The following is an 18853-nucleotide window of genomic DNA, read 5'->3' on the forward strand; positions in this document are numbered from 1 at the left end:
AACCTTCTTTCCGGCCCGCCCCGTGGGGGTCTGGGCTCAGCCGTGCGCCGTGGCCAGCCGGAGGCGGTGCGTGCCGCCCCCCACCTCCATCACGAGGTGCTCGCCGCTGCGCCTGATCTCCCGGACGCCGGGCGCGGGCCCGGCGGCATTGTCGGCGGACTCGCCGGCCCGCCACGCGGTCCGGCCCGCCGCGGTCAGCTCCGCGGCACCGGCGGCCGGCAGCCACACCTCGGCGGCGCTGGTCGCCGGCACCTCCACGGTGAGGTGGAGGGCGCCGTCGGCGACGTGCCACTCGACGGCGGCGTCGCCGCGCGCGGTGCGTACGCGCGCGCTCGCGCGGTCGAGGCGGTGCGTGAGCGCGGGGCGGACGCGGATGCGCCGCCAGCCCGGCTCCGCGGGGGCCAGCCCGGCCACGTCGTTGAAGAGGAACTTCTCGATCATGGCCATGAGCTTCATGTTCCGGCTGTATCCGGCGTCGCCGCCCCAGGTCTCCCAGACCGTCGTGGCGCCCCGCTCAATCTGCGCCCCCCAGCCGGGGTACGTGGTCTTGGTCGCGATGCCGTACATCGCGTCGGCCGCGCCGATCTCCGGCAGCACGTTCTGCAGCGCGGCCGTGCCCATGGTCCCGGTGTCCAGGTGGCCGCCGTCGCGCTCGATGCGCTCGACGAGCACGCGCCCCACCCGCTCGCGGTGTTCGTCCGGTACGAGCCCGGTCCACAGCGGCATCGCCTGGGCGGTCTGCGAACCGGTGGCGTAGCGGCCGGTGGCCGGGTCGAGGAAGCGGTCGTTGAAGGCGGTACGGATCTCCCCGGCCAGCTCGCCGTAGCGGCGGGCGTCGTCGTCCTCGCCGACGACGGCCGCGGCCCGCGCGGTCATCGCGGTCACCGCGTGGAACCAGGCTGTGGAGGTCAGTTCGACGGGGGTGCGCTTCGGGCTGAGCACGGAGGTGCCGTCCGGCTGGGGCTCCATGTGGTCGCCGAGGCCCTCGGCGAGCAGCAGGTCCTTGGCGCGGGTGCGCAGGTACTCCACGCCGCGGCGCATCCCCGGGTAGTGGCGCCGGAGGACCGACTCGTCGCCGTAGAACCGGTACAGGTGCCAGGCGATGCTGGGGTACGAGGTCATGGCGAAGTCGGGCAGCGGCGCGTACGGCCAGTGGACGACGGACGACCACTCGTCGGGCAGGACCTCGCGCTCCTTCTCGTACTCCTCGAAGCCCTGCTCCTCCAGCGCCGTCATGTCGACGGTGCCGCGCCACTGGAGCGGGCAGATCGTCGGGAAGCGGCCGTCGGGGAGCTGGGTGCCGGCGAGGTCGTCGAGCCACTTGAGCCAGAACGCGCGCGCGTCGAAGGCGTAGAGGTAGTCCTCGACGGACCAGCCGGGGTCGCCGACCCAGCCGACGCGCTCGGCGCGGTCGGCGGCGTCCTGGGGGAAGCCCTGGAAGCTGGCGCGGAACGTCCACAGGACGTTGCGGTGGATGCGGTTGAGCAGGTCGTCGGAGCAGGAGAAGGCACCGCCGGGCGCGAGGTCGGAGTGCACGACGCGGGCGGCGAGTTCGTGGACGTGCACCTCGGGTTCGGAGACGCTCACCTCGGCGTACCGGAAGCCGTGCAGGGTGAACCGCGGCTCCCAGACCTCCTCGCCGCCGCCCTTGAGGGTGTAGACGTCGGTCTGCGCCGCGGAGAGCCACGACTGCGCGTTGGCGTCGTCGTCCAGGTTCCCTTCGGCGTCGACCTCGCCCGCGTGCCGCAGCTGGACCTCCGCTCCGGCCGGTCCGGTGACCCGGATCGCGGTCCAGCCGGAGAGGTGCTGGCCGAAGTCGACGATCCGTACGCCGTCGCCCGCGGGCGTCGTCGTCTCGACCGGGGTGAGCGTCTCGATCACCCGCGCGGGTTCGAGGGGTTGGGACCGGACGCGGCCCGCGGGGGCGGCCACGGTGGTGACCGGCGACCAGCCGGGCGCGGCGAACCCGGGGCGGTCCCAGCCGGGGGACTCCTCGCGGGCGTCGTAACGCTCGCCCTGCGCATAGTCGTTGTAGCGGACGGGCCCGGGCGCGGTGAGCCAGCTCTCGTCGCTGACGACGGTGACGCGCTGCCCGTCCTCGGTCTCCACCTCGATGCGCAGCAGGGCCGCGGGCCGGTCGCCCCACGGGGTGCGCGGGAACGGGCCGGGGCCGTTGTCCTCCTCCGCGCTGTACCAGCCGTGGCCGAGCATCAGCCCGACCGCGTTCTCGCCCGCGGTCACGTGGGCGGTGATGTCGTACGTGGACGCCAGCACGCGCGGGTCGGGGATGCGGGCCGGCTCGCCGTCGCCGTCGCGGAGCGCGGGGTCGTGGTCGTAGGTCGTCGTGGCCGGGTCGAGTACGCGGTCGCCGACGCGGTCGCCGTTGAGGCTCAGCTCGTAGAAGCCGAGCGCCGAGACGTACGCGCGGGCGCGTATGACCCGGCCGGGTATCGCGAACCCGGCGCGCAGCAGCGGCGAGGAGACGCCGTCGCCGCCCGCGATCCACGCGGCGCCCCAGTCCTCCGGCGCCAGCAGCCCGGTCTCGAACGAGGCGGCGTCGGCGAACGGCCCCGGAGTGTCGTCGCGTCCCCACAGCCGCACCGTCCACCAGCAGCGCTCGCCGGAGCGCAGCGGACTACCGGCGTAGGCGACGCCGTTGACGATGTCCCCCGCCACCCGCCCGCTGTCCCACCGGTCGGCGGATCCCGGCCGCAGCAGCTCCGGCGCGCTCGCCACCAGCACCTGGTACGCGCGCAGTTCCTCGTCGTCCGCCCCTGCGGGCACCCAGCCGAACACCGGCTCCGGCTCGTCCAGGCCGAGCGGTTCGACGAGGTGCTGGCAGCGCAACTGCGTCGCGCGCAGCTCTCCGGCCTCGGTCATGTGTCTCTCCCAGCTCGCGTGCGTTCGTTACGGGAAGGGGGAACGATCCGGTCGGTCAGGCCCGTGGGCGGGCCGCCGGCGTCGTAGGCGGCGCCCCGCCGGCACGCCGGGCTCCACTCGCCGGGCGCCGTCACCGCGCGTACTCCGGGTTGACGATCGACGCCACGGGGCGCCGGCTCAGGAAGTCCACGACCTGCCGCGCCGTCGTCTCGGCCAGCTCGCGCCGGGACTCGCGGGAGTACCAGGCGGCGTGCGGGCCGAGGAGGACGCCGGGCAGGTCGCGCAACGGGCTGTCGCCGGGCAGCGGTTCGGTCTCGAACACGTCCAGCGCCGCGCCCGCCAGATGCCCGTCCCGCAGGGCGTCGGCGAGCGCTGCCTCGTCGACGAGGCCGCCGCGGCAGGTGTTCACGACCAGCGCGCCGCGCGGCAGCCGGCGCAGCGCCGCGCGGTCCAGCAGGTGGCGGGTGTCCGCCGTCAGCGGGACGTGCAGGCTCAGTACGTCGGCGGCGGCGAGGGTGGCGTCGAGGTCCGCGGGCCGGTGGCCGGCGGCGGTCACGGCGGCGTCCGGCACGTGCGGGTCGTGGACGACGACGCGGAAGCCGAGCGCGGCGGCGTGCGCCGCGGTGCGCGAGCCGATGCGGCCGAACCCGACGATGCCCAGCGTGGTCTCGGACGGCCGTACGGCGCCGGGGGCGTCCTCGGTGACGGACCAGCGGCCGGCGCGTACCGCCCGGTCGAGGGTGGCGAGCCGGCGGCCGGACGCCAGGACGAGCGCGATGGTGTGCGCGGCCACCTCCTCGACGCAGTAGTCGGGAGTGTTGGCGACGGCGATGCCGCGCGCGGTGGCGGCGGCGACGTCGATCATGTCGTAGCCGATGCCGAGCCGGCCGATGTAGCGGCAGCGCGCCAGCCGGCGCAGCACCCGCTCGGTGACCGGCGCCCACTGCACCACCAGCGCGGTGGCGTCGGCGGCCGCCTCGATCACGTCGCGCTCGGTGCGGCAGTCGGCGAGCGCGGCGCGCAGCCCGGCGGCCCGGAGTATCTCCAGCATGCGGTCGGTGCCGGGCAGGTCGGCGTCGGTCACCACGACGAGTTCAGTCATCGGCGTCCCCGTCGGGCTCCGGCAGCGAGGCGCGGATCCGGGTGGCGGCGGCCTCGATGTGGCGGGCCATCTCCGCCCGGCCGGTCTCCGGGTCGTCGTCGAGGAGCGCGTCGAGCAGCACGTCGTGCGAGGCGGCGTGCTGTTCGAGGCGTTCCGGTGGCAGCGCGGCGGTGGCGGCGCGCAGGAAGGCGCCGATACGGCTGCGGAGCTGCGTCACCAGCTCGTTGAGCATCCGGTGGTCGGCCAGCTCCCACAGCCGCTCGTGGAAGCGCTGGTCGAGGTCGAAGACCCGGCGGAAGTTGCCGTCCGCGGCGGCGCGGTGCATGGCCTCGACGATCCTGCGCAGCTCGCGCTCGGTGCGCGGGGTCATCCGCTCCCCCACCCGGGCCACCACGAACTGCTCCAGCACGATGCGCAGCGTGGACAGCTCGTCCAGCTCGCGGGCGGTGAGCGTGGCGACCCGCGAGCCGCGCCGCGGGGTCCGCTCGGTCAGCCCCTCGTCGGCCAGCCGCGACAGCGCCTCGCGCACCGGGATGTGGCTGACTCCCAGCTCGGCGGCGATCGTCCGCTCCACCAGCCGCGTGCCCGGCGGGTAGCGGCCCTCCAGGATCGCGTCGCGGAGAGCGTCGGCCACCTGGTCGGCCAGGCTCCCTGAGGAGAGGGGGTGCAGTGCCATCGCGTACGCCTTCAGTCCTTATCAGCGGGGGAAGTTGCTATAGCGTATAGCAGCAACCCGCTAGATGCTATAGCGTTTTGCAGAACGCAAGGAAGGAGCGGAGCGAGATGCTGATCGCACAGGGACGGACGGCACTCATCACCGGCGGCGGGTCGGGCTTCGGCCTGCTGATCGCCCGCCGGCTGCACGCGGCCGGGGCCTCGGTGACCGTCGTGGACGTGGACGCCGCGCGCGCCCGGGACGCCGCCGCACGGCTGGGCGAGCGCGCCCTCGGCGTGGGCGCCGACGTGCGCTCGGCGACCGAGATGGCGGCGGCCGTACGCGAGACCGAGACCGCGTTCGGCGGCCTGGACACCCTCGTCGTCTCGGCGGGCGTCTTCCACATCGGATCGCTCGCCGACACCACCGAGGAGGAGTGGGACCGCACCCTGGGCGTCAACCTCACGGGCGCCTTCCTCACCGTACGGGCCGCCGCCCCCTCCCTGCGGGCCAGCGGCCGGGGCCGGATCGTGACGATCGGCTCGGACTGCGGCCGGCGCGGCTTCCCGGGCCAGGTCCCGTACGTGGCCTCGAAGTTCGGCCTGGTGGGGCTCACCGAGGCGGTGGCCGCGGAGCTGGCCCCGGACGGCGTGACCGCCAACTGCGTCGCCCCGGTGGGCTGTCCCACCACCGGCATGGGCCGGGAGGTGCTGGACTGGAAGACCGCCAGCACGGGGCTGCCGTCGGCGGAGATCGTGCAGGCCGCGGCCGGGACCAACCCGCTCGGCCGGAACGCCACCGAGGACGACGTCGCCGACGCCGTCCTGTTCTTCCTCTCCGACCAGGCCGGCTTCCTCACCGGCACCACGCTCGACGTGGACGGCGGCGCGCACCTCGGCGCCGTGCCAGGGGTGCGCTGATGGCCGCGCTCCCGTTCGTCGACACGCACGTCCACTTCCACGACCTGACGCACCCGAAGCTGCGTTACTCCTGGCTGGAGCCCGGCGCGCCCGTGGACGAGGTCACCGGGCCCGACGCCGCCATCCGCGCCCAGCGCTACTGGGCCGACGACTTCGTCGCCGAGACCCGCTTCCACCACGTCAGCAAGGTGGTGCACGTGCAGGCGGCGATCGGCAGCGCGGACCCGGTGGAAGAAACCCGCTGGCTCCAGGACTTCGCCGACCGGCTCGGCGTCCCGCACGGGATCGTCGCGTACGCCGACCTCACCCGGCCGGACGCCGCCGACGTGATCGCCCGGCACGCCGCGTACCGCAACCTGCGCGGCATCCGCGACCTGCGCTACGACGGCTACCTCACCGATCCCGCCTGGCACCGCGGCTACGCGGAACTGGCCCGCCACGGGCTGGTGTGCTGCGACGACCCCGCCGTCGAAGAGATGGCCGACGCGCGCCGGCTGGTCGACCGCCACCCGGACGTGACCCTCTGCGTCGACCACGCCGGCTACCCCCGCCGCCGCGACCGCGGCTACTTCGCTCAGTGGCGCGCCGCCATGCGCGATCTCGCCCGCGCGCCGAACGTGGTCGTGAAGATCTCCGGTCTCGGCCAGGCGGACCACCGCTGGACGGTCGACTCGCTGCGCCCCTGGGTGCGCGAGTGCATCGAACTCTTCGGCCCCGAGCGCGCCTTCTTCGGTACGAACTGGCCGGTGGACCGGCTCTACAGTTCGTACGGCGACGTCGTCGACGCGTACGCCGAGATCATCTCGGACCTGCCCGAGGCCGGCCAGCACGCGCTCTTCCACGGCACCGCGGAACGGGTCTTCCGGCTCGACGGGGAGGCGGCATGAGCGCGCGGATCGCCGTGATCGGCTGCGGCTGGTGGTCCACGTACGCGCATCTGCCGGCGCTCGCGAAGCGGCCGGACGCCGAGGTCGTCGCGCTTGCCGACACCGACCCGGCGCGGCTCGCGGCGGCAGCCGGGGCGTTCGGCGTGCCGGCGGCCTTTCCGGGCGCGGCGGAGCTGCTGGACGCGGTCGAGGTCGACGCGATGGTGGTCGCGGTGCCGCACGCGGCGCACCACCCGGTGGCGCGGCTCGCGCTGGAGCGGGGCGTGCACGTGCTGCTGGAGAAGCCCATGACCATCGAACCGGCGCACGCGCACGAGCTGGTGGCGCTGGCCCGCAGCCGCGGGGCCGAGCTGCTGATCGACTACCCGTGGCACTACAACCCGCACGTCCTCGCGCTGCGCGAGCAGATCGCGGCCGGTCGGATCGGCCCGGTCGAGCACGTCTCGGTGCTCTACGCCTCCACGGTGCGCGAGCTGTACCGCGGAGACCCCGAGCCGTACCGCGACGCCTTCGGCTACCCCGTCAACGCCCCCGACGCGCGCACCTACAGCGACCCGGACCTGTCCGGCGGTGGCCAGGGCCAGACGCAGATCACCCACGCCGCCGCGCTGCTGCTCTGGCTGACCGGGCTGCGCCCGCGCGGCGTGGCCGCGTTCCGCGCCGACTTCGAGCTGCCGGTGGACCTCGCCGACGGCATCGCGGTCCGCTTCGAGGGCGGCGCGGTCGGCACCCTCGGCTCGACGGGCGCGGTGCTGGCGGGGCTTGAGGAGATCATGCGGCTGGAGGTCTTCGGCCGGGACGGCCACATCCTGCTCGACGTGAACCAGGGCACCGCCTCCGTCCACGACGCCGGCGGTGTCACGGAGTTGCCGCCGCTGCCGGCGGCGGAGCGCAACCCCGAGCACGCGCCGGTGCAGAACCTGGTGGACCTCGCCCAGGGCCGGGGCGTCAACGGCTCACCGGCGGAGATCGGCCGGGACGCGGTCCGGTTCGTGGCCGCGATGTACCGCTCGGCGCGCGAGGGCTCGATCGTCGACCCGCACACCCTCTGACCGACAGGAGTACGTCATGCTGACTGGCTTTTCCCACGTGGGGTTCACGGTCGCCGACGTCGAGGCGGCCACCGCGTTCTACCGGAAGGTGTTCGACGCCGAGCCGGAGGTGCGGCGGGTGTACGACGCGCCGTACACCTCCGAGCAGATCGGCTACGCGGACGCCCGGCTGGACATCGCCCTCTTCCGCATCCCCGGCTCGGACGCCCTGCTGGAGCTGATCCAGTACCTGAACCCGGTCGGCGTCCCGGTGGACCTGGAGACGAAGAACCCGGGCACCGCCCACGTCTGCCTCACCACCGACGACCTCGACGCCGAGCACGCCCGGCTGACCGGGCTCGGCGCCGCGCCGCGCAGCGCCGGCCCGGTGCGCATCACCTCGGGGCCGAACGAGGGCCGGCGGGTGGCCTACTTCAGAGACCCCCAGGGCCTCACCCTGGAGGTGCTGGAGATCCGCTGACGGCGCGGGGCAGTTGGAGGCTCTTCGTCTGGAGGTACGCCTCCAGCCCCCACCGCCCCAGCTCCCGGCCGTGGCCGGACTGCTTGTAGCCGCCGAACGGCGCGTACGGGTTGAACCCGGCCCCGTTGACCTCGACCTGCCCGGCCCGCAGCCGGCCGGCGACGGCGGTGGCGCGGTCGGTGTCGGCGGACCACACGGCCGCGCACAGCCCGTACCGCGTGCCGTTGGCGAGCGCCACGGCCTCGTCCTCGCCGTCGTATGCCTGGAGGCAGAGCACCGGGCCGAAGATCTCCTCCTGGACGACGGTCATCCCCGGCTCGGTGGCGGAGAACACCGTGGGCCGTACGTAGTGGCCGCGCACGAAGCCGTCCGGCCGCTCGGCGCCGCCGGCCACCAGCTTCGCGCCCTCGCGCTCCCCGGCCCGTACCAGAGCGGTGACGCGCTCGCGCTGGAAGGCGGAGACCAGCGGCCCGAGCGCGAAGGTGAACCCGATGTGCCCGAGCCGGTCGGCGAACGCCGTCGGGCGGACGCCCGCGGTCTCGGCGGCGGGGTCGACCAGCGGGTGGTTGGCGACGGCCGCGGCGGCGATCTCCTCGGCCTCCGCGAGCCGCCCGCGCGGCACGATCAGCCGGGACAGCGCCGTGCAGGTCTGGCCGGTGTTGACGAACGCCTTGGCCACGCAGTCGGCGACGGCCGCCTCCAGGTCGGCGTCCGGCAGCACCACGCTGGGCGACTTGCCGCCCAGCTCCAGGTGCACCTGCTTGACGGTCTCCGCGGCCAGCGCGCCGACGCGCCGCCCGGCCGCGGTCGAGCCGGTGAAGCTGACGACGTCCACGGCGGGGTGGGCCACCAGCGGCTCGCCGACCTCCGCGCCGGTGCCGCAGACCAGGTTGAACACCCCCGGCGGAAAGCCGGCTTCGGCGACGGCCTCGGCGAGCAGGAAGGCGTTCAGCGGCGCCACCTCGCTCGGCTTCAGCACGAGGGTGCAGCCGGCGGCCAGCGCCGGGGCGACCTTCGCGGCGATCTGGTGCAGCGGGTAGTTCCACGGCGTGATCGCCACCACTACGCCCGCGGCCTCGCGCACTACCGCCGAGTGCCCGACCTCCTGCCGCCAGTCGCACTCCCGCAGCAGCTTCGGCTGGTCGGCGAAGGTCGCCAGCGGCAGCCCGACCTGGACGGCGGCGGCGAACGACGCGGGCGAGCCCACCTCGGCGACCACCGCGGCGGCCAACTGCTCCCGGCGCGCGGCCAGCAGCCCCGTCAGGCGTTCCAGCAGCCCGGCGCGCTCCGCGTACGGCAGGGCCGCCCAGCCCGGGAAGGCGCGGGCCGCCGCCGCGACCGCCGCCTCGGCGTCCCGGGCGGAACCGGCCGGGACCTCGCCGGCCGGCTCCTCGGTGGCGGGGTCGAAGACGGTGATCCGCTCAGGGCCGGCTGCGGTCCAGGCGCCGTCGACGTAATGGCTGGTGAAGTCGTACACGGGGGGTCCCTCCGCGGTCCGGGTATCGGGTGTGGTGTGGTGGGGCTCGGTTCGCGTCTACACTGAAATTGTTCACCTGACCAAGACTCGTGGGGGTGCGGTGGCTTACCTTGCTGCGGAGGAGCGCAGGCGGCAGATCGTGGACGCGGCCGTCGAGGTGATGGCCACCGAGGGCATCGAGGGGGCGACCACGCGGAAGATCGCCGAGCGGGCCGGCGCCCCGCTGGGCGCGATCCACTACTGCTTCCGCAACAAGGAAGAGCTGATCCACCTGGTGATGGACCGGGGCGCCGCGATGCTGGAGGAGGCGTTCGCGCGCGTCGACCCGGGCCGGGGCGTCGAGGCGACGCTGCGCGCGGGCGTCGCGGCGCTGTGGGACTGGTACCGGCGGGACATCGGCTTGCAGATGGCGCTCACCGAGGCGGGGATGGCGCGTATCCGCCGCGGCGGCGACCCCGCCGAGGTGTACGCGATCTGGGACCCCTTCGGCCGCACCCTGCTCACCGACAGCCTGCGCCGCGCGGTCGAGGCCGAGGGGCGCGAGCCCGCCGTGCCGGTGGCGGAGATCGTCCGCTTCGTCCTGCACCGCTTCGACGGCATGACGCTGGAGTACGCCGCGACCCGCGACCTGGCCGCCTGCGGGCGCCAGGTGGACCTGCTGGCGGACGCGATGGTCGCGCTCGCGCTGCCGGGGACCGGGCGCTGACCAGGAGGCCGCGGCCGGCACCCGGTTCCCGCACCTCACCGCACGCCGTGCGGAGGCCGCCGGTCCGCCCAGGGCAGCGCGGCCTCCAACTGCGCGCCGACCCGTAGCAGCAGGTCCTCGCGCCCGTACGCGGCGGCGAGCTGTACGCCCTGCGGCATCCCGTCGGACCGCTGGTGCAGCGGCAGCGAGAGCGCGGGCTGGCCCGAGACGTTGAAGAGCACGGTGTTCTGGAGCATCGACATCGCCACCGACTCCGAGGGGTCGTCGGCGGTGGCGCCGAGCTGCCCGATCCCGGGCGTGGGCGCGGGCACGGTCGGGGCCAGCAGCAGGTCCCAGCCGTCCTCCTCCCACCACCGCTCGATCTCGCGGGCCTGGACGCGCAGCGCGTCGATGCCGGCGGCGTAGGTGATCGCGCTGACGGACCGGCCCTGCTCGATGTACGCCCAGGTCGCCGGCTCCACGTCGGCCTCGGTGATGGGCCGGCCGATCTGCCCGCCGAGCCAGTCGAACTCGCGGGCGATGACCACGCCGACGCAGCCGAACCAGTCCAGCGGCCACATTCCGGTACGGAGCGTCTCGGGGTAACCGTCGGCCACGTCGTGCCCCAGCTCGGTCAGCTTGTCGGCGACCGCGCGGGTCGCCGCGACGGACTCGGGGTCGACGGTGATCTGCCCGGTCGGGTCGACGTCGAGCACGCCGATGCGCAGCCGCCCCGGGTCTGCGCCCACCTCGGCGGCGAACGGGCGGTGCGGCGGCGGGGCGTGGTAGCCGTCGCCGGGACGGTGGCCGCTGACCGCGTCGAGCACGCCGGCGGCGTCCCGTACGGAGCGAGTGATCACGCCCTCGGTGGCCATGCCGCAGACCGTGTCCGACTCGACCACCATCGGCCCGGACGACACCCGCCCCCGGGTCGGCTTCAGCCCGACCACGCCGCACTGGCTCGCCGGGCTGCGCACCGAGCCGCCGCCGTCGTTGCCGTGCGCGACGGGCACCATCCCGGCCGCGACCGCCGCCGCCGAGCCGCCGCTCGAACCGCCCGCCGAGCGGCCGGTGTTCCACGGGTTGCGGCACGGCCCCCAGGCCAGGGGTTCGGTGGACTCGTACATGCCCATCTCGGACGTGCTGGCCTTGCCCAGCAGCACGAAGCCGGCCGCGCGCATCCGCTCCACGAAGTGCGAGTCGTGGTCGGAGCGGTACCCGGCCGCCTTCACGCCGGCGCAGCCCGCCGAGTACGGGTCGCCCTTGGAGTGCACGGTGAGGTCCTTCAGGACGTACGGCACGCCGGCGAACGGAGCGTCGCGGGGCACCTCGGCCGCCTCGCGGCGGGCCTTGTCGTACAGCGGCACGATCACGGCGTTGATGTCCGGGTTCACCGCCTCGGTCCGCTCGATCGCCTGCTCGACCAGTTCGCCGGGGGTGGCCTCGCCACTGCGGACGAGTGCGGCCTGGCCGGTCGCGTCCAGATACGCGTCGGACATGACGTTCTCCCAGGGTGGTTGGTGATCGGATCAGAGGCTGACGCCGGCGTCCACGACGTGCTTGGCGCCGGTCACCCCGCGGCCGTCGTCGGACACCAGATAGAGCACGGCGCGGGCGATGTCGTCGGGCTCCAGCGGGCCGTACGGCAGCTTGCTCGCGGCCCTGACCGCCTCGTCGAAGTCGGCGCGGGTGGGTTCGGCCAGGTCGGGGCGGAAGGCGCGGTAGGTGGCGTCGTTGAGGATCATCGGCGTGACGACGGTGCCGGTGTGCAGGGTGTTGACCCGGATCCCCTGTCCGGCAAGCTCCTTGGCCAGCACGCGCATCAGCGGGACGAGCCCGGCCTTGGCCGCGCTGTAGTGCGCCAGGTTCTCCCAGACCCCGTCGGTCGCGCCGGAGCTGGTGAGGACGACGGCGCCGCCGCGCCCGCCGCGTACGACGTGCGGGACGGAGACCTTGAGGGTCTTCCACACCCCGGTCAGGTTGACGTCGATCATCTCCTGCCAGACCTGCTCGCTCATCTCCAGCGTGGGCGCGGGGCTGGAGATCCCGGCGTTGGCGACGACGATGTCGAGCCGGCCCAACTCCCCGACGCCCCGGTCGACCACCCGGGCCAGTGCGTCCAGGTCCCGCACGTCGGCGGTGCCGTGCACCGCGCGCCGCCCCTCGGCCTCGACCAGCCTGGCCGTCTCGGCCAGGTCCTCGGTGGTGCCGAGGGCGTACGGCACGGAGCCCACCGCGTCGCCGACGACGCCCGCGGCGCCCACGTCGGCGGCGATGATGTCCGCCCCCTCCGCGGCGAGGCGCACGGCGTGGGCGCGCCCCTGCCCCCGGGCGGCGCCGGTGATGAAGGCGACTTTGCCGTCGAGTTTGCCGTCGCGTGCGCCGTCGGTTCGTCCCACGTCGGTCGTCCTCTCGCAGGGAGACGAGATCGAGTCAGTAAACCTGGTCACTCGATCAATTTTCGCCAGTCTCACGTTCGCGACCAGGGGTGTCAAGGGTCCCGTAACCCCCTGGCAAAGGTGGTGGTTTCTACGGGTCACGGGAGGGCTGGACACCTTGACGTGCGCCCCGGTGGCGGAATAATGCGTCGCAAGACCGAGTCGCATGACCAAATTGGAGGGCCCATGATCCCGGATCCCCCGGATGTGGATGTCGCCGTCGTCGGCGCCGGGCTGGCGGGGCTCACCGCGGCCCGGGCGCTGCGGGCGGCCGGCCTGGGCGTGGTCGTGTGCGAGGCCCGGGACCGGGTCGGCGGCCGGACCTGGAGCCGCGCGCTGCCCGAAGGCGGCGTCCTGGACCACGGCGGCCAGTGGATCGGCCCCGGCCAGGACCGGGTCGCCGCGCTGGCCGCCGAGCTGGGCGTCGCCACGTTCCCCACCTATGCCGAGGGCGAGACGCGCTACACGATCGCCGGCCGCGGGCGCGACGAGCTGACGGAGGCCGACGAGATCCTCACCGAGCTGGACCGGCTGGCCGCCACGCTGCCCGCCGAGGCGCCCTGGACAGCGCCGGAGGCCGCCGGGTGGGACGCGCAGACGCTCCGTGGCTGGCTGCTCTCCCGCACCGGCGACCCGGCCGTGCTCTCGCTGCTCCGTCTGCTGACGACGGGCCTGTTCACGGTCGAGCCGGACGAGCTGTCCTTGCTGCACGTGCTGATCTACATCCGCTCCGCCAGCTCCCTGAAGGCGCTCCTCCAGGACGCCCAGGAGCAGCGCCTCGTCGGCGGGGCGCAGGGCCTCGCCCTGCGGATCCACGAGGAGCTGGGGCCGGACACCGTACGGCTCGGCACCCCCGTGCGGACCGTCGCGCAGGAGCCCGGCGGCATCCGGGTCGACGGGATCACGGCGCGCCGCGCCATCGTCGCCGTACCGCTCGCGCTCACCGACCGGATCGCCTTCTCGCCGCCGCTGCCGGTGATCCGCGCGCAGCTCCACCAGCGCGCCGTACCCGGCGTGACCATCAAGGCGCACGCGGTCTACGACCGGCCCTTCTGGCGCGCCCAGGGCCTGAACGGGCGTGCGCTGACCGACGCAGGACCCGTCTCCGTCACCTTCGACGACTCGCCGCCGTCCGGTGAGCCCGGCATCCTCGTCGGCTTCGTCGAGGGCGACGCGGCCCGCCGCCTGGGCGGGCTCGGCCCGGACGCGCGCCGCGCCGCCGTCCTCGACTGCTTCGCCGCCTCCTTCGGCGCCGAGGCCGCGAGCCCCCGCCAGTACGCCGAGATGAGCTGGTCGGACGAGGAGTGGACGCGCGGCTGCTACGGCGCCAACCTGCCGCCCGGCACCTGGACCCGCTACGCCGCCGCGCTGCGCGAGCCGTGCGGCCTCGTGCACTGGGCGGGCGCCGAGACCTCGGCGGTCTGGATGAACTACATGGACGGCGCGGTCCGTTCCGGCGAGCGCGCCGCCGCCGAGGTCGTGGCCGCACTGGCGCCGCAGGGGGGTGCGTGATGGGCCGCTTCCTGACATACGCCACCGAGGACGACGGCCGCATCGCCGTCATCTCCCTGAACCGCCCCGAGGTCCGCAACGCGCAGAACCGAGGCATGCTGGTCGAGCTGGACGAGGCGTTCGCCCGTGCCGAGGCCGACGACACCGTACGCGTCGTGATCCTGCGCGGCGAGGGCCGGTCGTTCTCCGCCGGCCACGACCTCGGCACCGCCGAGGACCGTGCCGAGCGCGCCCCGGGACCCGGCCGGCACCCCACGTACGACAGCCACGGCGGCACCCGCGTCGCCGCCGAGCGCCGGATGCTCCAGGAGTGGCACCACTACTTCGAGAACACCAAGCGGTGGCGCAACCTGCGCAAGCTGACGATCGCCTCGGTGCAGGGCCCGGTGATCGCCGGCGGCCTGATGCTCATGTGGGCCTGCGACCTCATCGTCGCCGCGCGGGACACGACGTTCGCGGACGTGGTCGGCGCCCGGCTCGGCATGTGCGGCACGGAGTACTTCGCGCACCCGTGGGAACTCGGCCCGCGCCGGGCCAAGGAGCTGCTGCTGACCGGCGATTCGATCGACGCCGAGGAGGCGTACCGCATCGGCATGGTCAGCAAGGTCTTCGAGCCCGCGCGGCTGGAGGCGGACACCCTCGCCTTCGCCCGCCGGCTGGCGGCCGTGCCCTCGGTGACGGCGCTGCTGATCAAGGAGTCGGTGAACCAGACCGTCGACCAGCAGGGCTTCACCAGCGCGCTCGCCGCCTGCTTCACCCTGCACCAGCTCAACCACGCGCACTGGGCCGAGGTGAATCCCGACGGGCTGCCGCTGGGCACGGAGGCCGCCGGGCTGCCGGCCCCGGGGGCGGGGGCGCCGCGGCCCGCGCGCAAGGACGACGCCGGGGCGGCCGGCTGATGGATCTCGCGAGCACCCCGCGGACGGACGAGTTCCGGGAGGGCGTACGCCGGTTCCTGGCCGCGCAGTTGCCGGCGGGCTGGCGCGGCGTGGGCGCGCTCGGCGCGGCGGAGCGCGCGGCGTTCCTGGAGCGCTGGCGGGAGACCCTGCGCGCGCGGCGCTACCTGGGCGTCGCCTGGCCGGAGGCGTACGGCGGCGCCGGTCTGTCGGTGCTGGAGCAGTGCGCGCTCCAGGAGGAGTTCGTGTCCGCGGGGGTGCCGCTGCTGCCGCTGCCGACGGACCCCTTCGGCCTCTCGCTCATCGGGCCGACGCTGCTGCACTGGGGCACCGAGGCGCAGAAGCGCAGCTTCCTGCCGCGCATCCTGTCCGGCGAGCACCGCTGGGCGCAGGGCTACTCGGAACCGGGCGCGGGCAGCGACCTGTTCGCGCTGCGTACGACGGCCACGCCGGTCGACGGCTCCTGGGTGCTCAACGGCCAGAAGGTCTGGCAGACCGCCGGCACCTTCGCGAACTGGATGTTCGTGCTGGCCAGGACCGAGCAGGACGCCGCAGGCGCGCGCGGTCTTTCGCTGCTGCTGGTCCCCGTCAACCAGCCGGGCGTGGACGTACGGCCGATCCGCACGATGACCGGCGAGGCCGAGTTCTGCGAGGTCTTCTTCACCGACGCGCGCACGGACGCCGCGCACGTCGTCGGACCGGTCGGCGGCGGCGCCAAGGTGACGCTGACGCTGCTGGGTTACGAGCGGGGCGCGGCCTCCGGAGCGCTGTACGCGGGCTACCGGGTCGAGCTGGAGCGGCTCTTCACGCTGGCCCGGGAGCGGGGCCTGGACGCCGACCCGCGGGTGCGGCAGCGGCTGGCCCGGTGCTGGTCGAAGGTGGAGATGCTGCGCATCCTGGGCCTGAAGACGCTGGCCACCGCGGCGTCCGGCGCACCGCCGGGGCCGGATTCTTCGGTGCTCAAGCTCTACTCCGCCGAGTACCACGCCCGGGTCACCGAGCTGGCGATGGACCTGCTCGGGTCCGACGCCCTGGTGCGCTCCGGCGAACCCGGCCCGGCGACGGTCGGCGCGGACCCGCTGGGCACGCCCGGCTCCCCCGCGGCCTGGCAGCACACGTTCCTGACCGCACGGGCCGGGACGATCTACGGCGGCTCCAGTCAGATCCAGCGCACCACGCTCGGCGAGCGGGTGCTCGGACTGCCCCGGGAGCCGCGGCCCGGAGGCGAGCGGACATGAGGTTCGGACCGAGCGACGACCAGGCGGCGCTGCGCGACGCGCTGCGCGGGCTGCTGGCGGAGCACGCCGGCGCGGCCCGGACCGCGTACGAGGGCGGGGAGACCCGGCTGTGGCACCGGATGGTGCACGAGCTGGGGCTGACCGCCGTGGGCGTACCCGAGGAGTACGGCGGCACCGGCGCGAACTTCGCCGACGTGGCCGTCGTCCAGGAGGAGCTGGGCAGGGCGCTGGCCCCGGTGCCGTTCTTCTCCTCCGCCGTGCTCGCGGCCCGCATCCTGCTGGAGTCCGGCGACGCCGGGGCCTGGCTGCCGGCCATGGCCCGCGGCGAAGTCGTCGCCACGGCGGCGCTGGTGGAGGCGGCCGGCGACTGGTCGTTCGCCGCGCCGGCCACCACCGCGCGGCGGCAGGCGGACGGCTGGGTGCTGGACGGCGAGAAGCACTTCGTCACCGACGCGGTGGCGGCGGACGTGCTGCTCGTCCTCGCGGCGGCGCCCGAGGGTCCCACCCTCTTCGCCGTACGCGACGCCGAGCGCGTGCCCCGCGACGCGTTCGACGCCACCCGGCCGCTGGCCACGGTGGTGCTACGGGCCGCGCCCGGGGTGCCGGTGGGCTCCCCCGGCGGCGCGCTGCCCGTGCTCGACCGGGCGCTGCGGGCCGCCGCCGTCGGGCTCGCCCGCGAGCAGGCGGGCGGCACGGCCCGCTGCCTGGACATGGCGGTGGCACACGCCACCGTACGCGAGCAGTTCGGCCGCCCGATCGGGTCGTTCCAGGCCGTCAAGCACCTGCTGGCGGACGTCCTGGTGGACCACGAGTCGGCCGCCGCCGCGGCGGCGTACGCCTCCTGGGCCGTCGACCACGCGCCCGCCGAGGTGCCCGCGCTGGCCAGCGTCTGCAAGTCCGCCTGTTCGGAGGCGTACGCCGCGGCGGCCAAGGCGAACGTCCAGGTGCACGGGGGGATCGGCTTCACCTGGGAGCACGACGCGCACCTCCACCTCAGGCGGGCCGTCGCCACCCGGGTGCTCCTCGGCGACCCGGACGCGCACCGCGAGCGGATCGCCGGCCTCGTCCTCGACTCCAGAAGAGGAGACCCACGATGACCCTGCCCGGTCACGGCATGACCATGAGCGACCTGGTGGCCCGGCACGCACGCCTGCGCCCGGACGCGGCGGCGCTGGTCGACGCCCGCGCGCGGCGCACGTACGGCGAGCTGGACGGGCGCGTGCGGCGGGCGGCGGCTGTCCTCGCCGCGCACGGCGTACGCGCCGGGGACCGGGTGGCCGTCCTCGGCCTGAACGGCATCGAGGTGGTGGAGTGCTGGCTGGCGGCGCTGCGGCTCGGCGCGATCGTGGTGCCGGTCAACTTCCGCCTGGTGGCCCGGGAGATCGCGTACGTGCTCCGGGACAGCGGCGCCCGCGCCGTGATCGCGGACCCGGCGCTGGCCCCTGCGGTGGCCGAGGCGCGCGGCTCCGCGCCGTCCGTGTCGTACGCCCTGACCCTCGGCGGCGACTACGAGGCCGCGCTCGCGGCGGCCCCGGAGGCCGGCCTGGAGCGGGGGGCGCGCGAGGCCCGCGACGAGGACCCCGCGTTCATCATGTACACCTCGGGCACGACGGGCGCCCCGAAGGGCGCGGTGCTCACCCACCGCAACCTGCTGCTGCACGCCTTCAGTTCGATGGCCACGCAGGGCACCACGCAGCCGTACGAGGTGTCGATGTCCACGGCGCCGCTCTTCCACATCGCCGGCCTGTCGACGCTGCTGCCCCCGCTCCTCGTCGGCGGCACGAACGTCATCCCGCCGTCCGGCGGCTTCGACCCGGCCGCGACCGTACGCACCCTGGTCGACGAGGGCGTCACCTCGTGCTTCATGATCCCGGCCCAGTGGCAGGCGGTCTGCGCGCTGCCGGAGCTGGGCGGCCACGACCTGACCCGGCTGCGCCGCATCTCGTGGGGCGCCGCGCCTGCGGCCACGCCGCTGCTGGAGACGATGATCCGCACCTTCCCGCAGGCCGACGTGTGCAGCGCGTTCGGGCAGACGGAGTGCAGCCCGGTCACGACGCTGCTGCGCGGCCCGGACGCGCTGCGCAAGATCGGCTCGGTGGGCACCCCGCTGCTCAACGTCGAGGTGCGGGTCGTGGATGACGAGATGAACGACGTGCCGCGGGGCGAGGTCGGCGAGATCGTCTACCGCAGCCCGATGGTGATGAAGGAGTACTGGAACCGGCCGGAGGAGACCGCGGAAGCCTTCCGCGGCGGCTGGTTCCACTCCGGCGACCTCGTACGGCAGGACGAGGAGGGCTACTTCTACGTCCTCGACCGCAAGAAAGACATGATCATCTCCGGCGGCGAGAACATCTACTGCGCCGAGGTCGAGAACGCCCTGCTCGCCCACCCCAAGGTCGCCGAGGCGGCCGTCGTGGGCGTACCGGACCCGAAGTGGGGCGAGACGCCGCTCGCGGTCATCGTGCCGCGCGACCCGGCCGAGCCGCCGGCGGCGGCCGAGATCGAGACGTTCAGCAGGGCGCACCTCGCCGCGTACAAGCGCCCCCGGCACGTCAGGATCGTCGACGCCCTCCCCCGCAACCCGGGCGGCAAGGTGATGAAGGCACAGCTCAGGGACCGGTACGCGACCTGACCGCGGGGCCGGCGGCCGG

General features: G+C 74.6%; 16 protein-coding genes. 10 read left to right on the forward strand and 6 right to left on the reverse strand.

Annotated elements, in window-relative coordinates:
- Positions 1-36: 36 nt before the first annotated feature.
- From OG946_RS02120 to OG946_RS02130, 3 genes are all read right to left on the reverse strand, one after another.
- Complete coding sequence (locus tag OG946_RS02120; protein WP_326794444.1) at positions 37-2880, reverse strand: family 78 glycoside hydrolase catalytic domain; 2844 nt, start codon at positions 2878-2880, stop codon at positions 37-39.
- Positions 2881-3010: 130 nt separating this feature from the next.
- Entirely contained in the window at positions 3011-3982 is a 972-nt protein-coding gene (locus tag OG946_RS02125) for a C-terminal binding protein (RefSeq protein ID WP_326794445.1), read from the reverse strand.
- Entirely contained in the window at positions 3975-4658 is a 684-nt protein-coding gene (locus OG946_RS02130) for a GntR family transcriptional regulator (protein ID WP_326794446.1), read from the reverse strand. Before OG946_RS02130 ends, OG946_RS02125 begins: the two co-directional genes overlap by 8 nt.
- A gap of 107 nt (positions 4659-4765) precedes the next feature.
- Between OG946_RS02130 and OG946_RS02135 the strand changes: the two genes are divergently transcribed.
- The 4 genes from OG946_RS02135 to OG946_RS02150 are packed head-to-tail and all read left to right on the forward strand — an operon-like array spanning position 4766 to position 7956.
- Entirely contained in the window at positions 4766-5557 is a 792-nt protein-coding gene (locus OG946_RS02135) for an SDR family NAD(P)-dependent oxidoreductase (RefSeq protein ID WP_326794447.1), read from the forward strand.
- Complete coding sequence (locus OG946_RS02140) at positions 5557-6444, forward strand: amidohydrolase family protein (RefSeq protein ID WP_326794448.1); 888 nt, start codon at positions 5557-5559, stop codon at positions 6442-6444. Before OG946_RS02135 ends, OG946_RS02140 begins: the two co-directional genes overlap by 1 nt.
- The gene (locus OG946_RS02145) at positions 6441-7496 is read left to right on the forward strand and encodes a Gfo/Idh/MocA family protein (protein ID WP_326794449.1); all 1056 of its coding nucleotides are present in this window, start codon (positions 6441-6443) and stop codon (positions 7494-7496) included. Before OG946_RS02140 ends, OG946_RS02145 begins: the two co-directional genes overlap by 4 nt.
- A gap of 16 nt (positions 7497-7512) precedes the next feature.
- The gene (locus tag OG946_RS02150) at positions 7513-7956 is read left to right on the forward strand and encodes a VOC family protein (protein WP_326794450.1); all 444 of its coding nucleotides are present in this window, start codon (positions 7513-7515) and stop codon (positions 7954-7956) included.
- Here the strand turns inward: OG946_RS02150 and OG946_RS02155 are convergent.
- Positions 7928-9433, reverse strand: a complete 1506-nt coding sequence (locus OG946_RS02155; RefSeq protein WP_326794451.1) for an aldehyde dehydrogenase family protein — start codon at positions 9431-9433, stop codon at positions 7928-7930. The two genes, OG946_RS02150 and OG946_RS02155, sit on opposite strands and share 29 nt — an antisense overlap.
- A gap of 100 nt (positions 9434-9533) precedes the next feature.
- Between OG946_RS02155 and OG946_RS02160 the strand changes: the two genes are divergently transcribed.
- The gene (locus tag OG946_RS02160) at positions 9534-10139 is read left to right on the forward strand and encodes a TetR/AcrR family transcriptional regulator (protein WP_326794452.1); all 606 of its coding nucleotides are present in this window, start codon (positions 9534-9536) and stop codon (positions 10137-10139) included.
- Between the two features lie 35 nt (positions 10140-10174).
- Here the strand turns inward: OG946_RS02160 and OG946_RS02165 are convergent, their stop codons facing one another.
- The gene (locus OG946_RS02165) at positions 10175-11617 is read right to left on the reverse strand and encodes an amidase (RefSeq protein WP_326794453.1); all 1443 of its coding nucleotides are present in this window, start codon (positions 11615-11617) and stop codon (positions 10175-10177) included.
- 30 nt (positions 11618-11647) lie between these two features.
- Positions 11648-12517: a mycofactocin-coupled SDR family oxidoreductase gene (locus OG946_RS02170; protein ID WP_326794454.1), complete on the reverse strand. Its 870-nt coding sequence runs from the start codon at positions 12515-12517 to the stop codon at positions 11648-11650.
- Between the two features lie 225 nt (positions 12518-12742).
- Here OG946_RS02170 and OG946_RS02175 point away from each other — a divergent pair, with 225 nt between their 5' ends.
- Genes OG946_RS02175 through OG946_RS02195 form a run of 5 tightly spaced genes read left to right on the forward strand, consistent with a single transcriptional unit; the run spans position 12743 to position 18834 of the window.
- Positions 12743-14068 carry a flavin monoamine oxidase family protein gene (locus OG946_RS02175; RefSeq protein WP_326794455.1) on the forward strand — a complete coding sequence of 442 codons (1326 nt, stop codon included), beginning with the start codon at positions 12743-12745 and terminating at the stop codon, positions 14066-14068.
- The gene (locus tag OG946_RS02180) at positions 14068-14967 is read left to right on the forward strand and encodes an enoyl-CoA hydratase (protein WP_326794456.1); all 900 of its coding nucleotides are present in this window, start codon (positions 14068-14070) and stop codon (positions 14965-14967) included. Before OG946_RS02175 ends, OG946_RS02180 begins: the two co-directional genes overlap by 1 nt.
- On the forward strand, positions 14967-16202 hold the full coding sequence (locus tag OG946_RS02185; RefSeq protein ID WP_326794457.1) for an acyl-CoA dehydrogenase family protein: 1236 nt from the start codon (positions 14967-14969) through the stop codon (positions 16200-16202). The genes OG946_RS02180 and OG946_RS02185 overlap by 1 nt, the downstream gene beginning before the upstream one ends.
- Positions 16199-17299: an acyl-CoA dehydrogenase family protein gene (locus OG946_RS02190; RefSeq protein ID WP_326794458.1), complete on the forward strand. Its 1101-nt coding sequence runs from the start codon at positions 16199-16201 to the stop codon at positions 17297-17299. Before OG946_RS02185 ends, OG946_RS02190 begins: the two co-directional genes overlap by 4 nt.
- Positions 17296-18834: a long-chain-fatty-acid--CoA ligase gene (locus OG946_RS02195; RefSeq protein WP_326794459.1), complete on the forward strand. Its 1539-nt coding sequence runs from the start codon at positions 17296-17298 to the stop codon at positions 18832-18834. Before OG946_RS02190 ends, OG946_RS02195 begins: the two co-directional genes overlap by 4 nt.
- Positions 18835-18853: the final 19 nt, after the last annotated feature.

This window comes from Streptomyces sp. NBC_01808 (assembly GCF_035917395.1).
Taxonomy (GTDB): Bacteria; Actinomycetota; Actinomycetes; order Streptomycetales; family Streptomycetaceae; genus Streptomyces.